We start from the raw sequence: 21,705 nt of genomic DNA, 5'->3' as shown, positions 1-21,705 counted from the left end.
GCGTTTTATTGCTTACGCCAAGTCGTGCCGTTCGGGCCATCCTCCAACACAATGCCCATTGCACTTAATTCATTGCGTGCGGCATCCGCTGTTGTCCAATCTTTGGCAGCGCGGGCTTCGTTGCGTTGTTTGATCAATCCTTCGATTTTTTGCACTTCATCATTGTCCGAACCTGCTTGCAAGAAGGTTTCCGGATCTTGTTCCAATAAACCGAGAATTTTCGCCAGCTCGCGTAAACGCGCGGCAAGTCCGTCGGCTTGGGCAGAATTTTCCGCTTTTAATTTATTAATTTCACGCGCCATTTCGAATAAAACGGACATTGCATTCGGCGTGTTGAAATCGTCGTTCATCGCTTCGGTAAAGTCGGCGATAAAGTTTTCTCCGCCCGCGGCTTCCGCATTCGGATCCGTGCCGCGCAATGCGGTGTAAAGGCGTTCTAATGCACCGTGCGCCAAATTGAGATTTTCTTCGCTGTAATTTAATTGACTGCGATAATGAGCGGTCAGTAAGAAATAGCGCACGCTTTCGGCATCATAATGATTTAATACGTCGCGAATCGTGAAAAAGTTGCCGAGGGATTTCGACATTTTTTCTTTATCCACCATAATCATTCCGGAATGGATCCAATAATTGACATATTCGCCGCCGTGCGCGCAGCAAGATTGGGCGATTTCGTTTTCGTGGTGCGGGAACATTAAATCGGAGCCGCCACCGTGAATATCAAAATGCTCGCCCAGTTGTTTGCAATTCATTGCCGAGCATTCGATATGCCAACCCGGACGACCGGCGCCCCAAGGCGATGCCCAGCTCGGTTCGTTTGCTTTAGACATTTTCCACAGTACGAAATCCATCGGATTTTTCTTAATTTCGGAAATTTCTACTCGCGCACCCGCTTGAAGTTGACTTAAATCTTGGCGTGATAATTTGCCGTATTGCTGAAAACTTTCCACATCAAACATTACATCGCCGTTTTCCGCCACATAAGCGTGTCCGCGTTGTAATAATTTTTCCACGATTTCAATGATTTCGGCGATATGATGCGTCGCGCGCGGCTCGAAATCGGGGCGCAATACGTTCAATGCGTCAAAATCCTTATGCATTTCCCCGACCATTCGATCCACTAATTGCTCGCAGCTTTCTTTATTTTCTAATGCGCGTTTAATGATTTTGTCATCCACATCGGTAATGTTGCGCACATAGGTAAGTTGGTAGCCTAAATAACGCAAATAGCGTGCGATCACATCAAAACACACGAAAGTTCTGCCGTGGCCGATATGACATAAATCATAAACGGTGACGCCGCACACATACATTCCCACTTTATTGGCGTGAATCGGTTTAAAAACTTCTTTTTCTCTGCTCAGGGTATTAAATATTTTTAACATAATCTTCTCAATCTTTTGAAATTTGATCTGAAAACTCACCGCACTTTTATAGCACTTCCGGCGGATTTATGGAATAATAACTTTTTTCAATTCAATAGGAAAAATCAAATGGTTACATTACACACGAATTTCGGCGATATTAAAATTGCATTAAACAATGAAAAAGCACCGATTACGGCGGAAAACTTCCTAAATTACTGTAAAAACGGTTTCTATGATAACACAATTTTTCATCGTGTTATCGACGGATTTATGATTCAAGGCGGCGGAATGGAAGCGGGAATGCGCGAAAAAAATACCAACGCACCGATTCAAAACGAAGCTTCCAACGGATTAAGCAACAAGCGCGGCACGATCGCAATGGCACGCACCTCCGATCCGCATTCTGCAACGGCACAATTTTTTATTAATGTAGCGGATAATACGTTTTTAGATTATCGTGCGAAAGAAATGTTCGGAAAAACCGTGGTGCAAGAATGGGGCTACGCGGTATTCGGCGAAGTGGTGGAAGGAATGGACGTCGTGGATAAAATCAAAGGCGTGAAAACCGGCAACAAAGGATTTCACCAAGACGTACCGAAAGAAGAAGTGATCATCACTTCCGTCAGCGTGGAATAATTCGCTGATTTATATGCAGGACGCTTTCGGGCGTCCTGAAATTTATCCGTAATAGAAGGAACGACAATGAAAATTACTGCACTTTGTACCCTTGTTCTCGGCATTGCTTGCGCTTCGTTCGCCGGCGCGACCAATGTGGTGTTGCATACCAATCAAGGCGACATTCATCTTGCTTTGGACGATAAAAATGCGCCCGTGACGGTGCAAAATTTCTTGCATTATGCGCAAAACGGCTTTTATAACGGCACGATTTTTCATCGTGTGATTGACGGATTTATGATTCAAGGCGGCGGCTTCGAATCGGGAATGAAACAAAAACAAACCGACGCGCCGATTAAAAATGAAGCGGATAACGGCTTGAAAAATGAGCGTGGCAGCATTGCAATGGCGCGCACTTCGGATCCGCATTCGGCGACCGCGCAATTTTTTATCAACGTGGCGAATAATGATTTCCTCAATTTCAAAGAAAAAAGTGCGCAAGGCTGGGGCTATGCCGTATTCGGTCAAGTGACGCAAGGAATGGATGTAGTGGATCGCATTACGCAGGTGAAAACCGGTCGTTCCGGCTTTCATCGCGATGTACCGCAAGAGGATGTGGTGATTCAATCCGTGAGTGTGGAATAGCGCGATGAGTAATCAGGAGCAATGGCTGGATTGGGCGGTGGAATTACAAAGTTTGGCGCAAGCCGGACTGTTTTATAGCAAAGATCCGTTCGATAAGGAACGTTTTCAGCGCGTCAGGGAAATCGCGGCGGCAATACTGAGTGAGCGATCCGATATTCCGGTTGAAAAAGTGACCGCACTTTTTTGCAATGAAACAGGATTCCAAACGCCGAAATTAGACACGCGAGCGGCAATTTTTAAACAAGATCGTATTTTGCTGGTGCAAGAAAACGACGGTCGTTGGTCTTTACCCGGCGGTTGGGTGGACGTGGATTTATCCATTAAAGAAAATACCGTCAAAGAAGCGAAGGAAGAAGCCGGTTTAGATGTACAAGCCGAGTTTGTTATCGCGATTTTGGATCGGGATAAACATAATTTACCGAAAATGGCACATAAAGTGTGTAAAACCTTCGTGTATTGCACGGCGTTGGGCGGCGAATTTACGGAAAACTCGGAAACCCTCGCCAGTGATTATTTTCCGCTGAACGAATTACCGCCGCTTTCAACCGAAAAAAATACCGAAAGCCAAATAAGAATGTGTTTCGACGCACATTATGCGGCGGCAACGTGGGAAACATTATTTGATTAGTTATGGCATTTTTTGACACCCATACACACATTGATTATCTGCAACGATTCAGCGGCGAGCCGTTGGCGCAATTAATGCAAAACGCCGCCGATCAGCGCGTTGATAAAATTTTGCTGGTGGCGGTAATGCGTGAAGATTTCGATTCGATCGAAAAAATGACCGCACTTTTTCCGCAACGACTTTATTGCGGTTTAGGTTTACATCCGCTTTATATCGAACGACATCAAACGGATGATTTAACGGAGCTGGAACACCGTTTAGCGACGCGCGATCCCGCTTGTACGGCGGTGGCGGAAATCGGTTTGGAACGTGCGATTCCGGCATTACTCACGGATGAATTGTGGCGAAAACAATGCGAGTTTTTTGAGGCGCAACTGCAACTGGCAAAACAATTCGATTTGCCGGTGAATTTGCACGGCCGTAAGTCGCAAGATCAGTTATTGCCGTTTTTAAAACGGATTCGGTTAACAAAGTGCGGTGTTATTCACGGTTTTTCCGGCAGCTACGAACAAGCCAAACGTTTTGTGGATTTGGGCTATAAAATCGGCGTCGGCGGCACGATCACCTATGTGCGGGCGAATAAAACCCGCAATGCCGTGGCTAAATTGCCGTTAGACGCGTTGCTGCTGGAAACCGACAGTCCGGATATGCCGGTTTTCGGTTTCCAAGGTCAACCGAATCGTCCGGAACGTATCCTTGAGGTATTTAAGGCACTTTGCAGTTTAAGAAACGAACCGCCGGAACAGATCGAAAATACGATTTGGCAAAATAGCGTGGCGTTGTTCGGTTAGTATAAAGAGTGTATAAGAAATACACTCAGTTTATTAACAAAGTATATTTAAGTAGGATGGGCTTTAGCCCATCATATTGAAATAATTATATTTTTTTTGATGGACTGAAGCCCATCCTACCCATAAAATACGATTTAAATCAGGTTTGTCATCAACCTGAGTATATAAAAAACACACTCTTTTTTTATGCCGAGGATTTATTGTGGATTATCTGAGATTTTTTCTTGTTTCGTATAATGAAAATAAAGATAAGCTAACCCGATAGGCGCAATAAAAATCGCGAAACACCAACAAAGCATCATTGTAATGAGCTTGGTAGATAGCATAAGTAATGCATTTACAAAGAATACATTATCACCAAAAATATAATTCATTACGCTTTCATAAACGAAACGGGAATAAGGATATAAAATCTGTAAGATAACTAAAATAATGGTGGTAAAGATTTTATTCTGTGTTGAGGCAAATTCGTTATTCCATACCATTCCGCCAAAGAGCACTGCGAAAAAGATCAATCCGAATAGAAAATGTCTGATGTAATAGGGAAAATTTAATCCACCTAGTGTTTTCTGCCAAAATGTCATTATTTACTCCTTTTTGTACCTGAAATGGGTACGTTATAACTTGCACCTAAAATAGGTGCAATGGGAAATATCAGATTATCAATTCATTCCATTGAGCACAGTTGGCTAAGGGATTTATTCCTTAAACGACGAATCGAGCTTGGACTAAGTCAGCGCGCATTAGGTGAGAAAATGGGCGTTGTGCATTCTTTTATCGGAAAAGTGGAAACGGGTGAGAGACGTTTGGATATTTTTGAGTTTATTGCTTATTGTGAAGGATTAGAGCTTGATCCGCTTGCAGTGTTAGCGCAGATCAAGCAGCATTTTCCTTAATCTAGATGCATTTAGTCGATATGAGTAAAACGATGAATTACCTGATTTGCCGAGCCGCGCCAAACAAGCGCAGGATCCGCTTGTTCTTGAATAAATTTTCCATCAATTAATACATCGATATAAGGCAGCATTTGTTGTTGCGTTTCATCGAGTTCTTCCAACCGATAGCCCGTCCACACCCAAATATCTTTGTCAGGGCATTCGCGTTTAATGCGTTGTACCAGCGGTAAAAGTGCGGTGATATTTTGCGGATGTAAGGGATCGCCGCCGGATAAACTCAATCCTTGCCGTTTTATGCGCGTATCTTTAAGATCCTTGAGAATTTGTTCTTCCATAGCGTGATTGAAAGGTACGCCGGCGGAAAAAGACCAGCTTTTTTGATTGTAACAACCTTTGCAGGCGTGAGTGCAACCGCTGACGAATAAGGTGCAGCGCGTACCTTCGCCGTTGACGATGTCCACGGGATAATATTGCAGATAATTCATCAAATATCTACCTTATGGTTGAAACATTTTTATTGTAACGATTTCGCACGCCCTAATGAGCGCGCGAAACTGTGTCGCCTCGTATTACATATGTTTCACACGGCGTTTAACTTCTTCCTGTTTGCCGGCGTTGAACGGACGTGCATCCGGACTGCCTAAATAACCGCAGACACGACGTGTCACCGAGACTTTTTCACTGTCGTGATTGCCGCATTTCGGGCAGGTAAAGCCTTTGCTTGTACACTCAAATTCGCCGGTATAGCCGCATTCGTAGCATTCGTCGATCGGCGTGTTAGTGCCGTAATAAGGTACGCGATCATAGCTGTAATCCCAAACGTCCTCTAAGGCTTTTAAGTTATGTTGAATATTCGGGTATTCGCCGTAACAGATGAATCCTCCGCTGGCAAGCGGCGGATAAGGCATCTCGAAATCCAGTTTATCGTAAGGATTGACTTTTTTCTCAACGTCCAAATGATAGCTGTTGGTGTAGTAACCTTTATCGGTGACGCCGTCGATTACACCGAATGTTTTGGTATCCAAACGGCAGAAACGATCACAGAGATTTTCGCTCGGTGTGGAATATAAACTGAAAGCATAGCTGGTTTCTTGTTTCCAGCGAATTGTGGCGTCGCTGAGATATTTGACGATTTCCACTCCTTTTTGACGTAGTAATTCATCGTCGTAAATATGGCGATTGCCATAAAGCGCGTTAATTGTTTCGTGAATACCGATATAACCCAAGGAAATGGAGGCGCGTCCGTTTTTGAAGATTTGCGCGATATTATCGTCCGCTTTCAAACGCACGCCGCACGCTCCTTCCATATATAAAATCGGTGCCACGCGCGCTTTGGTATTTTCCAAGCGGGCAATGCGTGTCATCAAGGCTTTTTTCGCAATCGCTAAACGTTGATCGAGCAACGCATAGAATGTCGCTTCGTCGCCTTTGGCCTCCAAGGCGATACGCGGTAAATTCACGCTGACGACGCCTAAGTTATTGCGCCCGTCGTGAACGAATTCCTCGTTTTCTTGGTAAGCGCCCAAAAAGCTGCGGCAACCCATCGGCGCTTTAAAGGAACCGGTGACTTTCACCACTTGATCATAATTTAAAATATCCGGATACATCCGTTTCGACGCGCATTCCAAGGCGAGTTGTTTAATATCGTAATTCGGATCCGTTTTGCTTTGGTTGACGCCTTTTTTAATGGTGAACACTAATTTCGGGAAAACCGGCGTTTTATGATTGCGCCCTAAGCCGCGAATACGATTGCGTAAAATGGATTGTTGAATCAAACGTTGTTGCCAAGTAGTGCCCAAACCGAATCCGAAAGTGACGAAAGGAGTTTGTCCGTTTGACGTATGTAGCGTGTTGACTTCATATTCTAAGGATTGAAAAGCGTCGAAACATTCTTTTTCGATTAACGCGTCGGCATAGGCTTTCGCATCGGGAATGTGCCATTGTTCGGCGGTTTTCAAATGCTTTTCATAGCTTAATTGCACATAAGGCGCCAATACTTCGTCAATGCGGTTTATGGTTGTGCCGCCGTAAATATGGCTGGCGACTTGCGCGATAATTTGTGCGGTGACGGCGGTTGCCGTGCCGATGGATTTCGGCGGTTCGATTTCGGCATTGCCCATTTTAAATCCGCTGGTGAGCATTCCTTTTAAATCGACCAACATACAGTTAAACATTGGGAAAAACGGCGCATAATCCAAATCGTGATAATGAATTTCGCCTTTTTCGTGTGCCTCGACTACATCACGCGGCAAAATATGGCGTTTGGCATAATGTTTCGCCACGATACCGGCGAGCAAATCCCGTTGGGTCGGAATCACTTTCGCGTCTTTATTAGCGTTTTCATTCAACAATTCCACATTGCTTTGCTCAATCAAACCTTCGATTTCTTTGGTTAAATTGCTACGTTTTTCGCGCGCCAAATCTCTGTCGTGGCGATATTCGATATATGCGCGGGCGATTTGCGGATATTGGCTTGACATTAAATGATTTTCAACGATTTGCTGAATACGGCTAATGTCGATTTCTTGCTGATGATGCGTAAAGATTTCGTCGCAAACTTGTTGACCGATACTGTAGCAATAACGATCATCGTTGATACCGACCGCCAACGCCGCTTTTTTAATGGCGTTGATAATACGTTGAATTTCAAAAACAATGCGCGAACCGTCGCGTTTGATAACAAAGAAAGTACCCATTTTATGTATGACCATATGTTGTGTTTTAAAATAATGAGGCACACTATATATAGATATTCTTCAAATTTCAACCGGCAAAATTTGCCGATTTCGGCTGTATTTTTGTGCAAATGAGAGGTTACTAATTGGTTTTATTAGAAAAAATCATCGTTGTTTATGAGAATTATTCTCAAATAAAAAATGTTATTTTGTGATATGGATCACGTTATTTATTTAATTGTCGAGAGGTTATACAGATGAAAAAAGTGCAGTCGTTTTGACCGCACTTTGAGGGATTATTTCGACTGCTTTTTATACATTGCTTCGATTTGCTCTTTATAGCGCTGTAAAATCACTTTACGACGCAGTTTTAAGGTCGGGGTGATTTCATTCATCGCAGTGCTGAATGCTTGCGGAAGTAAGGTGAATTTTTTAATTTGCTCGAAATTCGGCAATTCTTTTTGCAATTCGGCAATACGTTTTTCAAACATTTTGATGATCTCGGAATGTTTGACCAATTCCATTCGATCCTGATATTTGATGTTTAGTTGTTTGGCGTATTCTTCCAAAGAGGTGAAACAAGGCACGATCAACGCGGAAACATATTTTTTCGCATCGGCGATAATGGCGATTTGCTCGATAAATTTGTCTTTACCGATTTTGCCTTCGATATATTGCGGCGCGATATATTTTCCAGTGGAGGTTTTCATTAATTCTTTAATCCGATCGGTGATGTATAAATTGCCTTGCGCATCAAATTCGCCGGCGTCACCGGTTTTCAGAAAACCGTCTTCCGTGAAGGCTTGCGCCGTTTCTTCCGGTTTTTTGTAATAACCGCGCATTACCATTCCGCCGCGTACTAAAATTTCATTGTTTTCGCCGATTTTCACTTCTGCGCCCGGCATTACTTCGCCGATTGAATTCGGTTCGAAATGATCATCTTTCCAGCACGACACCGTGGCGGTGGTTTCCGTCATTCCGTAGCCTAATTTGATATTAATGCCGATACTTTGGAAAAATAAGCCGATGGAGGATTCTAATTTTGCGCCGCCGCACGGCATCATTCGAATACGTCCGCCGAGCAGATTACGCAATTTGCCCAGCACTAATTTATTCGCTAAAACATATTGTTTTTGCAATAAAAAAGGAACTGGACGTTTTTGGCTTTTCAGATCGAAATATCGATGTCCGACATTCATCGCCCAATTAAAAATCGCGCGTCTGAAAAAGGGCGCTTGTTGGACTTTATCGTGAATCGCGGTGTAAATTTTTTCATAAAAACGTGGCACGGCGCACATTAATGTCGGGCGAATCTCGCTTAATGCCGACCGCACTTGGTTGGTGTCTTCAATATAACAATTTATCGCGCCGCGATGTAACACATAGGCGACCCAAGCACGTTCGAAAATATGAGAAAAAGGTAAAAATGACAGGGAAATATCATTGTGATCGATAGGTTTTAACGACAGATCGTGCGCGTTAAGCTGGTGTGCTAAATTTGCATAATCCAACATTACGCCTTTCGGTTCGCCGGTTGTGCCGGAGGTATAAATCAGAGTGAAAAGATCGCCAAGTCGTTTGTCTGCAAGACGTTGATTCAATTCTGTTTGTTGCGCCGAGGAACCGGTAGCAACAAAGTCTTGCCAATAATAAGCGATGTTGTGATCTTTTAAATCGATCGATTCTTTCATCGCCACAATTTTTTGTAATTGCGGACATTGCGCGGCAATTTCCATTGCGTGATCGAATTGTTCTTGATCGCCGACGAATAAAATTTTGATATCCGCATCATTGAGAATAAATTCCGCTTGTTGTGCGGTGTTGGTGGCATAAATCGGCACGGTGACCGCACGAATTTGTAACGCGCCGATGTCGGTGATTGTCCAACGCGGCATATTATGCGCAAAAATCCCGATTTTATCTTGCACGTCGATATGATTAGCTAAGAGTGCGCGTGAGACTTCATCAATTTGACGCTGAAATTCAGCCCAAGAAATATCTTGCCAGCGATCGTTTTCGTGGTAACGAAGTGCGGTTTGATTTGCCAACGTTTCCGAACGATGATGAATACGGTTGATAAAATGAAAATCGAGTGGATTCATAGCTTGTTTATTTCCCTTTATGAAATCAGATAAACCGTGTTCAATATGAAATTTATTTAAGCGAACACTTGTGCGCTAATATAAAGAGTAATGAGAGAAAATACCAGTAAAAAATCAGAAAATCTAAAGAAATTATGGATTTTGTGAGGGAAATAACAGTTTAAAGAAAAACATTTGTTCGCTTATCTTTTTTAAACGCCTTCGAGGGAAAAGTGAGGAGAAATAAAAAACCGCTCGTAAAGAGCGGTTCCAGTTTATTGACAAAGTATACTTAAGTAGGATGGGCTTTAGCCCATCATATTGAAATAATTATATTTTTTGATGGGCTGAAGCCCATCCTACACATAAAATACGATTTAAATCAGGTTTGTCATCGCTTTTTAGGTGAGCGTTTACAAATGAATGTAAACGATGTCTTTGGGTTACGATGTAAACTATGTTATCAGGTTGTACCTTACACTTTGTCAACAAAAAAACCGCTCGTAAAGAGCGGTTCCAGTTTATTGACAAAGTATACTTAAGTAGGATGGGCTTTAGCCCATCATATTGAAATAATTATATTTTTTGATGGGCTGAAGCCCATCCTACACATAAAATACGATTTAAATCAGGTTTGTCATCGTTTTTTAGGTGAGCGTTTACAAATGAATGTAAACGATGTCTTTGGATTACGATGTAAACTATGTTATCAGGTTGTACCTTACACTTTGTCAACAAAAAAACCGCTCGTAAAGAGCGGTTCCAGTTTATTGACAAAGTATACTTAAGTAGGATGGGCTTTAGCCCATCATATTGAAATAATTATATTTTTTGATGGGCTGAAGCCCATCCTACACATAAAATACGATTTAAATCAGGTTTGTCATCGTTTTTTAGGTGAGCGTTTACAAATGAATGTAAACGATGTCTTTGGGTTACGATGTAAACTATGTTATCAGGTTGTACCTTACACTTTGTCAACAAAAAAACCGCTCGTAAAGAGCGGTTCTTTTTTGCAAAGTTTTAAATCGGGTAGCCAAGTGGTATTACTACCACTCAGCCCCCTAAGAACTGTACAAGCAAATTTCTCTGCATACAGCTCAAGCCTTTCTATTAACTGCTAGGCAGTCGGCTTCACTACTTTTAAATTTAGGCGATGTATTTGACTATGGCATTCTGGATGTACTAAACATCTATTCTTTAATACATCTGTTTCACCATATATTTTATAAATTATATGATGATCGTGCCAGCCTGTTTCTTTAGTGATTGGATTTCCACATAATAGACATTTTCCTTTTTGTTCTTTGTATAAAAACTGCCATTGTCGTCTGTGTGATTGTTCATCATACATCCGCTCTTGAGCTAGCTTTTCTCCATACAATTCCCATTCAGGTAAAAATGGCTTATATTGTGATTTCACTTTCTTGTGTCGTTTGATTGTAACATATCCACAATACATTAAATCTATCGGGATTATTTCCTGCTTATTATTCATTGTTACCGTTCCAAATACCCAATTTCTAGTTGCTGTTGAACAAAAGTATTTCTCTTTAATCCAAACTTTACCTTTGTTTGGGTGTCTTCGACTGCACCAACGCCATAAAGCTTTCCATATCAAACTATCCATTCGGTTGAATATCACTTTTGCGACAGTATGCCTGTGGTAGTTCGTCCAACCCCTGATCATTGGATTTAATACTTTTATAAGATCGTCTTGCTTCGCCATTTTCATTATTGAAATGATCTTTTTAACCTTGTCATAAAATGCTTTCACATTCTTCTTACTCGGTTTAATAATCAATTTCTTATTGAAACGTCTTACCGTCCAACCTAAAAAGTCAAATCCTTGATCTATATGCACTACCTTAGTCTTGCTTTCTGATAGAGAAAGCCCCCTTTCAGCAAGAAAGGTTTTGACTATTGGTATCACTTTTTCTTCCAGTAATTCTTTCGATATTCCTGAAATAATAAAGTCATCTGCATATCTGACTAGGTATGTTCTATGTTTTGCTAATTTAGGGCTATTCTTTGCACCAAAGTGCTTGATTAGCTCTTTTTCTAACCCGTCTAACGCCATATTTGCCAACGTAGGCGAGATAATACCGCCTTGAGGTGTTCCCTCCGTTGTTGCTTTTAGTCGTCCAAATTCAACCACACCTGATTTTAACCATTTCTTGAGTATTCGCTTATTCATTGGAATATGCTTTAACAACCAATCGTGGTTAATGTAGTCAAAACAACCTTGTATATCTGCATCCAGAACCCATTCTGCCATTTGACGAGTATGTGTCCCTTTTGTTGAAAATATACTATGTATATGTGATATAGCGTCTGCCGTTGAACGGTTTAATCTAAATCCATATGAGTTGTTATCTGCTGTGGTTTCTGCAACAGGTTGCAATGCCAGTAGATATAACATCTGCATTGCTCTATCTTTCATTGTAGGTATGCCTAATGGACGTTTCTTTCCGTTTGATTTCGGAATGAATACTCGTCTTAATGGTTTAGGTTTGTACCCTTTACTTGATAGTTCTTGTATAGCAATCCATTTCGATTTTGGGGTATCCCAAATGCGTTTGTCTATACCAGCCGTTCTTTTGCCTGTATTTTCAGTCACTCGTCTTACTGCAATCGCTTTTGCATAAAACGAGCGGGTCAGCATTCGTTGTAAGTTTTTAACCTTACGCCAGTTACCTTCCTGTGTTGCCTTCGCAATCCGCACCTGCATTCCTTTCACATATCGGTTTGCCTTATACCAGTCGATATAATGCCATTGTGATATGTGTGAGGTCGTTGGAGCTGGACTACTGACTAATTTCTTAGTATGATGAGTTCGCTCTTTCATACTTACCTCCGTGAAGAGATAAGTTTTCTTGGTAAAATAGATAGTTCCTCTTTTCGTTTGGATACTCCAAGAGTCGCTATCGTTACCAATAGACTTACACTCTTGGTTTATTATTAAGGATAAAGAGTGCTTTGCGTTGGTTTGTTTGATTATTTCTAATCTGCAAGCCAACGCTCGCTTTCTTTAATTCCTCATTCAAACATTAAGGAATTTGTCAGACATCTTGCGATGAAAGACCAGTTGGAAGTCTGCACCCTTTCGAGTTAGGTCATATTTCATACCCTATCCATACCATTACAGTATGGCATTTGCTTTCTCCAACCTCTTTTACCTACACTCCCAACAGCATTGCTTACGCTTTGCCTGCCTTTTCAGGCGAGAATATAGGCTTACCAAGTTCCATTATTACTACACGAATAGTGAAGATACAATCTGTTTCCCGACAGTGTTATGATGACGTATCCCAAGGCTAAAATGAGATAACCCACTGCATACCATTTTGGTTCAAGCCGATAGCGACCGTAGGCTTGTTCTACATAACGAGAATTACGACTGTTCACTTACGTTTATCTTTCTATTCAACCTAGCCCCTCAACCCAGTGGTCGTTCCGAGTATCTTATTAACATTTCACAATGTTAATAACCTGTACAGGGGGTACATTGTCAGGAAGCTCCGCACATTGCCGTTGCCAGTAATGCACTATCCCTAGGTTACTGTTAGTCATATAACAGGTTACACTCATCTATTTATTGGTAACTAAGTATATCTACCATTAACTAGATTGTAACAATAGTAATAACAGCTTACTCATACTTATCTAAGTGAGTACCTAATTATCATAAATAAGCCCTTGCTGTTGCTTTAAAACTTACCTTTTGCAATTTATTACTAAATTACTTTGTAAATTAACCACTTAATATCAGATAGATCGAACCTATAGCTATGCAAATAGATAGATGATCAGTCTATTTATAGGTATAGATAAGTAAGATTACTGGATACAAGTTTAGGTAAATTTGAGCCGAAAAATAGCCGTGCTGTTACCGCAAGCCATTTACGGGTAGCTATCAATTTCAAGCTACAATGGGTACTTCCTTGTAGGAACATCCCTAAGTAAAGATAAGTAGTAAAGGATACATTCGATCATAAGAAATTCCACTTCCTTACTTTCGGCTTCTCTCAGAATGCTATAAGCCTTTGGGACTTTATTTATAGTAGGTTGCACGATTATTCTTTATGGACAATATTACGTTTTGGATCTGACCCAAGCCACTCTACTTAAAGCAGGCGACTAACGGTAGTAATATCTTTCGATAACGGATCTTGCTTTCTTACTCTCCTCAAACTCCCTCGTACAACGTAGTTGAGTACCTCAGAGTGAAGATCATACCTTATTACCGCATAAAGTTGGAAATCGTCTTCCCCAACTTAGAACTAGATCTTGAGCAACGCTCCGTCTCTAGTCTGCCTACCCAATTATCTCTCGTGAGATATTGAATAGTCGAAAGAAAGCAATAAGAATACTGCTCTCTTTCAGAGAATAAGTCCTTGATATATAAGGACTTATTCCCAGTAAGCACGACACTTGTCGCACTTAGCCTTTGTAGTTGTAGATGTGAGCAACTAAGTCTAATACTTTGTTTGAATAACCGGTTTCGTTATCGTACCAAGATACTAATTTAACGAAAGTATCGGTTAATGCGATACCAGCGTCCGCATCGAATACGGAGGTGAATGCGCAACCATTGAAGTCAGTAGAAACTACTGCATCTTCAGTGTAACCTAACACGCCTTTCATTTCGTTTTCGGAAGCGCGTTTGATTTCTTTACAAATTTCTTCGTAAGTTGCAGGTTTTTCTAAGTTAACGGTTAAGTCAACGACAGATACGTTCGGAGTAGGAACGCGGAATGCCATACCGGTTAATTTACCGTTTAATTCAGGAATTACTTTACCTACTGCTTTCGCTGCACCTGTTGAAGATGGGATGATGTTTTGAGAAGCACCACGACCACCGCGCCAGTCTTTAGCAGAAGGACCGTCAACAGTTTTTTGAGTTGCTGTTGTTGCGTGAACGGTTGTCATTAAACCGTCTTTGATACCGAATTTATCGTTGATTACTTTAGCAAGCGGTGCTAAACAGTTTGTTGTACAAGATGCGTTAGAAACGATGTCTTGACCTGCATAAGCGTCGAAGTTTACGCCACGAACGAACATTGGGGTGTTGTCTTTAGACGGACCGGTTAAAACAACTTTTTTCGCACCTGCAGTGATGTGTTTGCGTGCAGTTTCGTCGGTTAAGAATAAACCGGTTGCTTCAACAGCGATATCAACACCGATTGCAGCCCAGTTTAAGTTTGCCGGATCACGTTCTGCAGTTACACGGATGGTTTTGCCGTTAACTACTAAGTTACCGTCAACCACTTCAACGGTACCGTCGAAACGACCGTGAGTTGAATCGTATTTTAACATATAAGCCATATAATCAACGTCGATTAAGTCGTTGATACCTACAACTTCGATGTCATCACGATGTTGTGCTGCACGGAATACGATACGACCGATACGGCCAAAGCCGTTGATACCAATTTTAATTGCCATAAGATTTTCACCTATAATTTAAGTTAAACAAAAATTGTACGTCATAGTGGAGGTTCCACTTTTCGTCGGAACGGATTATAGCACGGTTTCTTTTTTTGATGAAACCAGACTATCGGCAAAACTATAACAGATAAACTTTTTGTGATCTATGTCAAATTTTTGAAATATTTTTTGAACAATCGGGTGATAAAAACGAAATCTCGCGATTTTTTAGCAAAAATCACCGCACTTTTTACTGATTTTTTATTGATTTGTCGGCATAATGGAAACATTCATTCTTTTTGCTGCGAGGTATCACAATGGCTTTAGGCAATCTTTATATTATTTCTGCGCCGAGCGGTGCGGGGAAATCCTCTTTGATCAGTGCATTATTAGAACAAGATAACGAAGGTAAAATGATGGTGTCGGTGTCGCACACCACGCGCTCGCCGCGTCCCGGCGAGACGGAAGGGGTTCATTATTATTTTGTCTCCCAAACGGAATTCGAACAATTAATCGAACAAAATTTATTTTTAGAATACGCCAAGGTTTTCGGCGGAAATTATTACGGCACTTCGCTTCCGGCGATTGAAAAAAATTTGGCGCAAGGCATTGATGTATTTTTGGATATCGACTGGCAAGGCGCACAACAAATTCGTGCAAAATTACCTTCGGTAAAAAGTATTTTTATTTTGCCGCCGTCGCTTGCGGAATTGGAAAAACGTTTGATTGGTCGCGGACAAGATAGCGCAGCAGTAATTGCCGAGCGAATGTCGAAAGCAGTCGATGAAATGTCGCATTATGACGAATATGATTATGTCATCGTTAACGACGATTTTGCTCAAGCCTTGGCGGATTTACGTCATATTTTACGTGCCGAGCGCTTAACGACGGATTATCAGCGTACACAAAATGCGGTATTAATTAATCAACTGCTGGCAAAATAAGTTGCGTTTTAGTATCATAAGTACCCTTTTTTATTTATTAAACAATTTTAATCTTGGTGGAGTAATTTATGGCTCGTGTAACAGTGCAGGACGCGGTTGAGAAAATCGGTAACCGTTTTGATTTAATTTTAACCGCAGCGCGTCGTGCAAGACAGTTACAATTACACGTTCGCGAACCTTTGGTACCGGAAGATAACGATAAACCGACAGTAATCGCATTGCGTGAAATTGAAAAAGGATTAATTAATAACGAAATTATGAACGCACAGGATCGTCACGAAGCCTTAGCGCAAGAAAATACGGAAACACACTCCGTTTCGTTATTATCCGATTAATTAGAGTGCGGTCGTTTTTTAATTAATTTATCCGTTGGCATTTAATATAAATCGAAAGATCGGGTGTCCTTTGTTTTTGTTTGAAAGTTTAGATCGAATTATTCGCGGCTATTTGCCCGCCGAACAAATTGAATTAGTAAAACGTGCGTTTGTGATTGCCAGAGACGCGCACGAAGGGCAGTCTCGCTCCAGCGGCGAGCCTTATATTACGCATCCTGTCGCTGTGGCTTCCATTATCGCGGAAATGCGTTTGGATCACGAAGCGGTAATGGCGGCGCTGTTGCACGATGTAATTGAAGATACGCCTTATACAGAAGAACAGCTGAAAGCCGAATTCGGTGCTAGCGTTGCCGAAATTGTGGAGGGGGTGTCTAAACTGGATAAATTAAAATTCCGCACACGCAAAGAAGCGGAAGCGGAAAACTTCCGTAAAATGATTCTCGCAATGACGCGCGATATTCGCGTCGTCTTAATCAAACTCGCCGACCGAACGCACAATATGCGCACTTTAAGCGCATTGCGTCCGGATAAGCGCCGGCGTATCGCCAAAGAAACCCTCGAAATTTATGCACCTTTGGCTCATCGTTTGGGCATTGAACATATCAAAAACGAATTGGAAGATTTAGGCTTCGAAGCGATGCATCCGCAGCGTTATGCGGTGTTGCAAAAAGTCATTCAAATCGCGCGCGGAAACCGTAAAGATATGATTTTGCGGATTTCCGACGAGATTAAAGGTCGTTTGAACGATATGGGCATTGAAGCGCGTGTATTCGGACGCGAAAAACACCTTTATGCGATTTATCAGAAAATGCGCCTTAAAGATCAGCAATTTCATTCGATTATGGATATTTATGCCTTTCGCGCCGTGGTGAAAGACGTTGATACCTGTTATCGCGTGTTGGGGCAAATGCACGGCTTATATAAACCACGTCCGGGACGGGTGAAAGATTATATCGCCGTGCCGAAGGCGAATGGTTATCAATCGTTGCATACGTCGATGATCGGGCCGCACGGTGTGCCGGTGGAAGTGCAAATCCGCACTGAAGAAATGGATCAAATGGCGGAAATGGGCGTGGCGGCGCATTGGGCGTATAAACAAGGTGGTAAAAACGACAGTACCACCGCGCAGATTCGTGCGCAACGCTGGTTACAAAGTTTGATTGAGTTGCAACAAAGCGTCGGAAATTCTTTTGAATTTATCGAAAGCGTCAAATCCGAATTTTTCCCGAAAGAAATTTATGTTTTCACGCCGAAAGGGCGCATTGTGGAGTTGCCGGTCGGTGCAACGCCGGTGGATTTCGCCTATGCCGTGCATTCCGACATCGGACGATCTTGTATTGCGGCGAATGTAGATCGTAAACCTTATCCGCTTTCTCAAGCGTTACAATCCGGTCAAACGATTGAAATTATTACCTCGGCAACGGCACAGCCGAATGTCGGTTGGTTGAATTTCGTGGTAACGGCGAAAGCGCGCACTAATATTCGTCACGCGTTAAAAGATTTGCGCGCGGATACCGCACTTTTGCTAGGAAAACGCCAGTTGGTCAATGCGCTGTTGCCGCATAAATTAGATGACATTCCGAGCGAAAAAATCGCGGAATTGTTAGATGAATTAAAACTTGCGAATTTTGATGAATTGTTAACGGAAATCGGTTTGGGCAATCAAATGAGCGCGGTGATCGCTTATCGTTTGCTCGGTGAGACGATCGAAATCGATACGGACGGTCAACCGGATAACGGGAAAAATCCGTTGGTTATTACCAGTACGGAAGGCTTGTTGACATCTTTTGCGCAATGTTGTCATCCGATTCCGGGTGATCCGATTGTAGCGTATGCTAGTCCGGGAAAAGGCTTAGTCATTCATCACGAATGTTGTGCCAACTTAAAAAGCCGGAAATATAATCCGGAGCATTATACTGCCGTCACTTGGGAACAAAGCGACAACAAAGTGGAATTTGAAGCCGAACTGCGCATTGAATTAATTAATCAGCAGGGCGCGTTGCCGAATCTCACCTCGGCGATTTCGTCGCTGGAAAGTAATATTCACAGCATTTGGACGGAAGAACAAGACGGGCGGTTATATCAAATTATCGTTTTATTAACAGCGCGCGATACCCAGCATTTAGCCGGCATTATTCGTAAAATTAAAACGATTCCGGGCTTTGTCAGTATCGAACGTAACACCAACAGTTAAATGGCGACTCAAGTATTAGATGCGATTCCGCTTACGACGCTGTCCGGCGTCGGCGCCGCCATTGCCGAAAAACTTTCCCGCTTAGGCATTTATAATCTTCAAGATCTATTATTTCATTTACCCCTTCGTTATGAAGATCGCACGCGTATTACGCCGATAATCGACTTGCGTCCGGAACAATATGCGACGATTGAAGGCATTGTGCAAACTTGTGAGGTGCAATTCGGCAAGCGTCCTGTGCTTACGGTGAGTTTGTCCGACGGCACATCAAAAATAATGTTGCGCTTTTTTAATTTTAACGCCGGAATGAAAAACAGTTTTCAACTCGGCAATCGCGTGAAAGCTTTCGGGGAAATAAAGCGCGGTCGTTTTATGGCGGAAATTCATCATCCCGAATACCAAATCGTGCGAGATAATTCGCCGCTCGTGCTTGAAGAAACGCTTACGCCCATTTATGCCACTACGGAAGGATTAAAACAAAATACATTACGCAAGTTAACCGATCAAGCTTTGGCGCTATTAGCGCAAATGGACATTGCGGAACTTTTACCGCAAGCGTTTAATCCGTATCCGTTCCATTTAAAAGAGGCGCTGCATATTTTGCATCGTCCGCCGCCGGATATTGCCTTAGTTTTATTGGAACAAGGCAAACATCCCGCCCAGCTACGGTTAATTTTCGAAGAACTCTTGGCACATAATTTGGCTATGCAAAAAGTGCGGTTAAGTACGCAACAGTTTTCCGCCGTGCCTTTGCTACACCAAAGCGAAATCAAATTCCGCTTTTTGCAAGGATTACCGTTTCAACCGACGAACGCACAACGGCGCGTCGTGCAAGAAATCGAACAAGATTTATCGCGAACTTACCCGATGATGCGTCTGATTCAAGGCGATGTCGGATCCGGTAAAACCTTGGTTGCGGCATTGGCGGCGTTGGTGGCGATTGATAACGGTAAACAAGCGGCATTAATGGCGCCAACGGAAATTTTGGCGGAACAGCACGCGGAAAATTTTTGCCGTTGGTTTACGCCGTTGGGTATTGAAGTCGGTTGGCTTGCGGGCAAAGTGAAAGGAAAAGCGCGTCAAAACGCGTTGACGCAACTCCGTGAAGGCAAAGTGCAAATGGTGGTGGGCACGCACGCGCTGTTTCAGGAGGACGTCCAATTCGCCGATCTGGCGCTGGTGATTGTGGATGAACAACATCGTTTCGGCGTACATCAACGTTTAATGTTGCGTGAAAAAGGTAACCGTTCGGGATATTATCCGCATCAATTAATTATGACCGCCACGCCGATTCCGCGCACGTTGGCGATGACGGTTTATGCGGATTTGGATATCTCGATTATTGATGAATTACCGCCTGGCAGAATGCCGATTACTACCGTTACGGTTTCGGAAGAACGACGCGGAGAGATTATTTCTCGTGTCAACGCCGCGTGCTTAAATGAAAAACGGCAGGTTTATTGGGTGTGTACCTTGATTGATGCAAGCGAAGTATTGGAAGCGCAAGCCGCCGAGGCAACCGCGGAAGATCTGCGTAAAATATTACCGCACTTACGCATCGGATTAGTCCACGGTAGAATGAAAGCACAGGAAAAGCAGCAGGTGATAGACGCTTTTAAGAATGCCGAACTGGATCTTTTGGTGGCGACGACGGTGATTGAAGTCGGCGTTGACGTACCAAATGCCAGTTTAATGATTATTGAAAATGCGGAACGTTTGGGTTTATCGCAGCTGCACCAATTACGCGGACGCGTCGGGCGCGGCAGTACGGCGTCTTATTGCGTGTTAATGTATAAACCGCCGCTCGGCAAAGTCTCGCAAAAACGGCTACAAGTAATGCGTGAAAGTCAAGACGGCTTCTTTATTTCAGAAAAAGATTTGGAAATTCGCGGGCCGGGTGAAGTATTGGGAACAAAACAAACGGGCGCGGCAGAATTTAAAGTTGCAAATTTAATGCGGGATCGTAAAATGATCCCGCAAATACAGCACTATGCCCGCAATCTGATTACAACGCATCCGGAAATTGCCGAACTTTTGATTCGGCGTTGGTTGAATAATCGTGAAATATACGGAAATGCTTGATAAATTGCGTTAAAGTGCGGTGTAAAAATAAAATGTTTTTAGATTGAGATAATATGTGCCAAAAACCTACTATTCTGTTTTTTGATTCCGGTGTCGGAGGCTTTAGCGTTTATCGCGAAGTGAAAGCGCTTTTACCGGATAATCAGTATCTATATTGTTTTGATAACGGTGGTTTTCCTTATTCCGAAAAATCCGAGCAAATCATTACGGAAAGGACGTTGGCGATTTGTCGAAAAATCGATAAAGACTATCCTTTGGATTTAATCGTGATAGCCTGTAATACGGCAAGTACGGTCGTATTGCCTGCGTTAAGAGAAGCATTTAATATTCCTATCGTCGGCACCGTGCCGGCAATTAAACCGGCGGCGGAAATTTCACAAACGAAACATATCGGATTATTGGCAACAAAAGGGACGGTTAAACGGCAGTATGTCAATGATCTTATCCAAAATTATGCGTCGCATTGCGTGGTTGAAAAACTGGGAAGTACGGTGCTTGCCGAAATCGCGGAACAAAAATTGCGCGGATCTTCGGTGGACTTACTCGCGTTAAATGAAGAACTAAAAGTATGGCGCGATATAGATGATTTAGATACGGTTATTTTAGGCTGCACCCACTTTCCGCTGATTAAAGATGAAATTCAAATTTGTTTACCGCAAGTGAAATATTTCATCGACCCGGGCAAAGCGATCGCGTTAAGGGTGAAAAAATTATTGGAAAATGTGCAAGTTCGCCCGATTAAGGAAACGAAAAATCTGATTTTTTGTACGCAAAATTTTAAATATGAACTGGTTTTCCAACAAGCATTATCATTATGGGGATTTAATGAATTGCGTGTGTTAACGGGAATTGGCGAATAAATCGTAGATAATAGAGCAAAAAGAAAGCGTAAAGCTTGAAAAATAATCGAGTAATAAAAAAATTAAATTTTTTTGCAAAAAAGACTTGCAAGGCGTTTCGAAATCCCTATAATACGCACCACACAACGACGCGCTGTTGCGAGAGTTAAAATCCGGTGCGTC

At 42.4% G+C, this 21,705-nt stretch carries 17 protein-coding genes; 10 read left to right on the top strand and 7 right to left on the bottom strand.

The annotated features are described in order from the left end of the window. Positions 1 to 5: 5 nt before the first annotated feature. Positions 6 to 1,385 (bottom strand): cysteine--tRNA ligase, encoded by a 1,380-nt coding sequence (cysS, locus tag CVP04_RS03600; RefSeq protein ID WP_100296158.1) that lies wholly within the window; start codon positions 1,383 to 1,385, stop codon positions 6 to 8. Positions 1,386 to 1,493: 108 nt separating this feature from the next. Here cysS and CVP04_RS03595 point away from each other — a divergent pair, with 108 nt between their 5' ends. The 4 genes from CVP04_RS03595 to CVP04_RS03580 all read left to right on the top strand — a co-directional run bounded on the left by CVP04_RS03595 (position 1,494) and on the right by CVP04_RS03580 (position 4,046). Next, entirely contained in the window at positions 1,494 to 2,003 is a 510-nt protein-coding gene (locus tag CVP04_RS03595) for a peptidylprolyl isomerase (RefSeq protein WP_100296157.1), read from the top strand. A gap of 66 nt (positions 2,004 to 2,069) precedes the next feature. Beyond that, the gene (locus CVP04_RS03590; protein WP_100296156.1) at positions 2,070 to 2,627 is read left to right on the top strand and encodes a peptidylprolyl isomerase; all 558 of its coding nucleotides are present in this window, start codon (positions 2,070 to 2,072) and stop codon (positions 2,625 to 2,627) included. A gap of 4 nt (positions 2,628 to 2,631) precedes the next feature. After that, positions 2,632 to 3,255: an NUDIX hydrolase N-terminal domain-containing protein gene (locus CVP04_RS03585; protein ID WP_100296155.1), complete on the top strand. Its 624-nt coding sequence runs from the start codon at positions 2,632 to 2,634 to the stop codon at positions 3,253 to 3,255. 2 nt (positions 3,256 to 3,257) lie between these two features. Then, a complete protein-coding gene (locus CVP04_RS03580) occupies positions 3,258 to 4,046 on the top strand; it encodes a TatD family hydrolase (RefSeq protein ID WP_100296154.1) in 789 nt (262 codons plus the stop codon). A gap of 197 nt (positions 4,047 to 4,243) precedes the next feature. Here the strand turns inward: CVP04_RS03580 and CVP04_RS03575 are convergent, their stop codons facing one another. Next, positions 4,244 to 4,630 (bottom strand): hypothetical protein, encoded by a 387-nt coding sequence (locus tag CVP04_RS03575; protein ID WP_100296153.1) that lies wholly within the window; start codon positions 4,628 to 4,630, stop codon positions 4,244 to 4,246. Between the two features lie 60 nt (positions 4,631 to 4,690). On the opposite strand from CVP04_RS03575, the gene CVP04_RS03570 reads away from it, so the two are divergent. Next, positions 4,691 to 4,942: a helix-turn-helix domain-containing protein gene (locus CVP04_RS03570; protein ID WP_100296152.1), complete on the top strand. Its 252-nt coding sequence runs from the start codon at positions 4,691 to 4,693 to the stop codon at positions 4,940 to 4,942. Between the two features lie 11 nt (positions 4,943 to 4,953). Here CVP04_RS03570 and nrdG read toward each other — a convergent pair whose 3' ends face one another. From nrdG to gapA, 5 genes are all read right to left on the bottom strand, one after another. Then, complete coding sequence (gene nrdG / locus CVP04_RS03565; RefSeq protein WP_100296151.1) at positions 4,954 to 5,427, bottom strand: anaerobic ribonucleoside-triphosphate reductase-activating protein; 474 nt, start codon at positions 5,425 to 5,427, stop codon at positions 4,954 to 4,956. 84 nt (positions 5,428 to 5,511) lie between these two features. Then, complete coding sequence (nrdD, locus tag CVP04_RS03560) at positions 5,512 to 7,638, bottom strand: anaerobic ribonucleoside-triphosphate reductase (protein WP_100296150.1); 2,127 nt, start codon at positions 7,636 to 7,638, stop codon at positions 5,512 to 5,514. Between the two features lie 275 nt (positions 7,639 to 7,913). Further along, positions 7,914 to 9,719, bottom strand: coding sequence for an AMP-dependent synthetase/ligase (locus CVP04_RS03555; protein WP_100296149.1), 1,806 nt, complete (start codon positions 9,717 to 9,719; stop codon positions 7,914 to 7,916). A 1,099-nt stretch (positions 9,720 to 10,818) separates the two neighbouring features. Further along, entirely contained in the window at positions 10,819 to 12,546 is a 1,728-nt protein-coding gene (ltrA, locus tag CVP04_RS03550) for a group II intron reverse transcriptase/maturase (RefSeq protein WP_100296148.1), read from the bottom strand. A gap of 1,595 nt (positions 12,547 to 14,141) precedes the next feature. Next, a complete protein-coding gene (gapA, locus tag CVP04_RS03540) occupies positions 14,142 to 15,146 on the bottom strand; it encodes a glyceraldehyde-3-phosphate dehydrogenase (RefSeq protein WP_100296147.1) in 1,005 nt (334 codons plus the stop codon). Positions 15,147 to 15,445: 299 nt separating this feature from the next. On the opposite strand from gapA, the gene gmk reads away from it, so the two are divergent. The 5 genes from gmk to murI all read left to right on the top strand — a co-directional run bounded on the left by gmk (position 15,446) and on the right by murI (position 21,543). Next, positions 15,446 to 16,072, top strand: coding sequence for a guanylate kinase (gene gmk, locus CVP04_RS03535; protein ID WP_100296146.1), 627 nt, complete (start codon positions 15,446 to 15,448; stop codon positions 16,070 to 16,072). A gap of 68 nt (positions 16,073 to 16,140) precedes the next feature. Next, complete coding sequence (rpoZ, locus tag CVP04_RS03530; protein WP_100296145.1) at positions 16,141 to 16,407, top strand: DNA-directed RNA polymerase subunit omega; 267 nt, start codon at positions 16,141 to 16,143, stop codon at positions 16,405 to 16,407. Positions 16,408 to 16,477: 70 nt separating this feature from the next. Next, positions 16,478 to 18,601 carry a bifunctional GTP diphosphokinase/guanosine-3',5'-bis pyrophosphate 3'-pyrophosphohydrolase gene (spoT, locus tag CVP04_RS03525; protein WP_100296144.1) on the top strand — a complete coding sequence of 708 codons (2,124 nt, stop codon included), beginning with the start codon at positions 16,478 to 16,480 and terminating at the stop codon, positions 18,599 to 18,601. After that, positions 18,602 to 20,683 carry an ATP-dependent DNA helicase RecG gene (recG, locus tag CVP04_RS03520; RefSeq protein WP_100296143.1) on the top strand — a complete coding sequence of 694 codons (2,082 nt, stop codon included), beginning with the start codon at positions 18,602 to 18,604 and terminating at the stop codon, positions 20,681 to 20,683. Positions 20,684 to 20,736: 53 nt separating this feature from the next. Further along, positions 20,737 to 21,543 carry a glutamate racemase gene (murI, locus tag CVP04_RS03515; protein ID WP_100296142.1) on the top strand — a complete coding sequence of 269 codons (807 nt, stop codon included), beginning with the start codon at positions 20,737 to 20,739 and terminating at the stop codon, positions 21,541 to 21,543. Positions 21,544 to 21,705 lie beyond the last annotated feature (162 nt).

Origin of the sequence: Caviibacterium pharyngocola (genome assembly GCF_002795405.1) — a bacterium.
GTDB lineage: Bacteria > Pseudomonadota > Gammaproteobacteria > Enterobacterales > Pasteurellaceae > Caviibacterium > Caviibacterium pharyngocola.
Note: the sequence above shows the minus strand (reverse complement) of the source record. Positions and strands in the feature narration are given on the sequence as shown.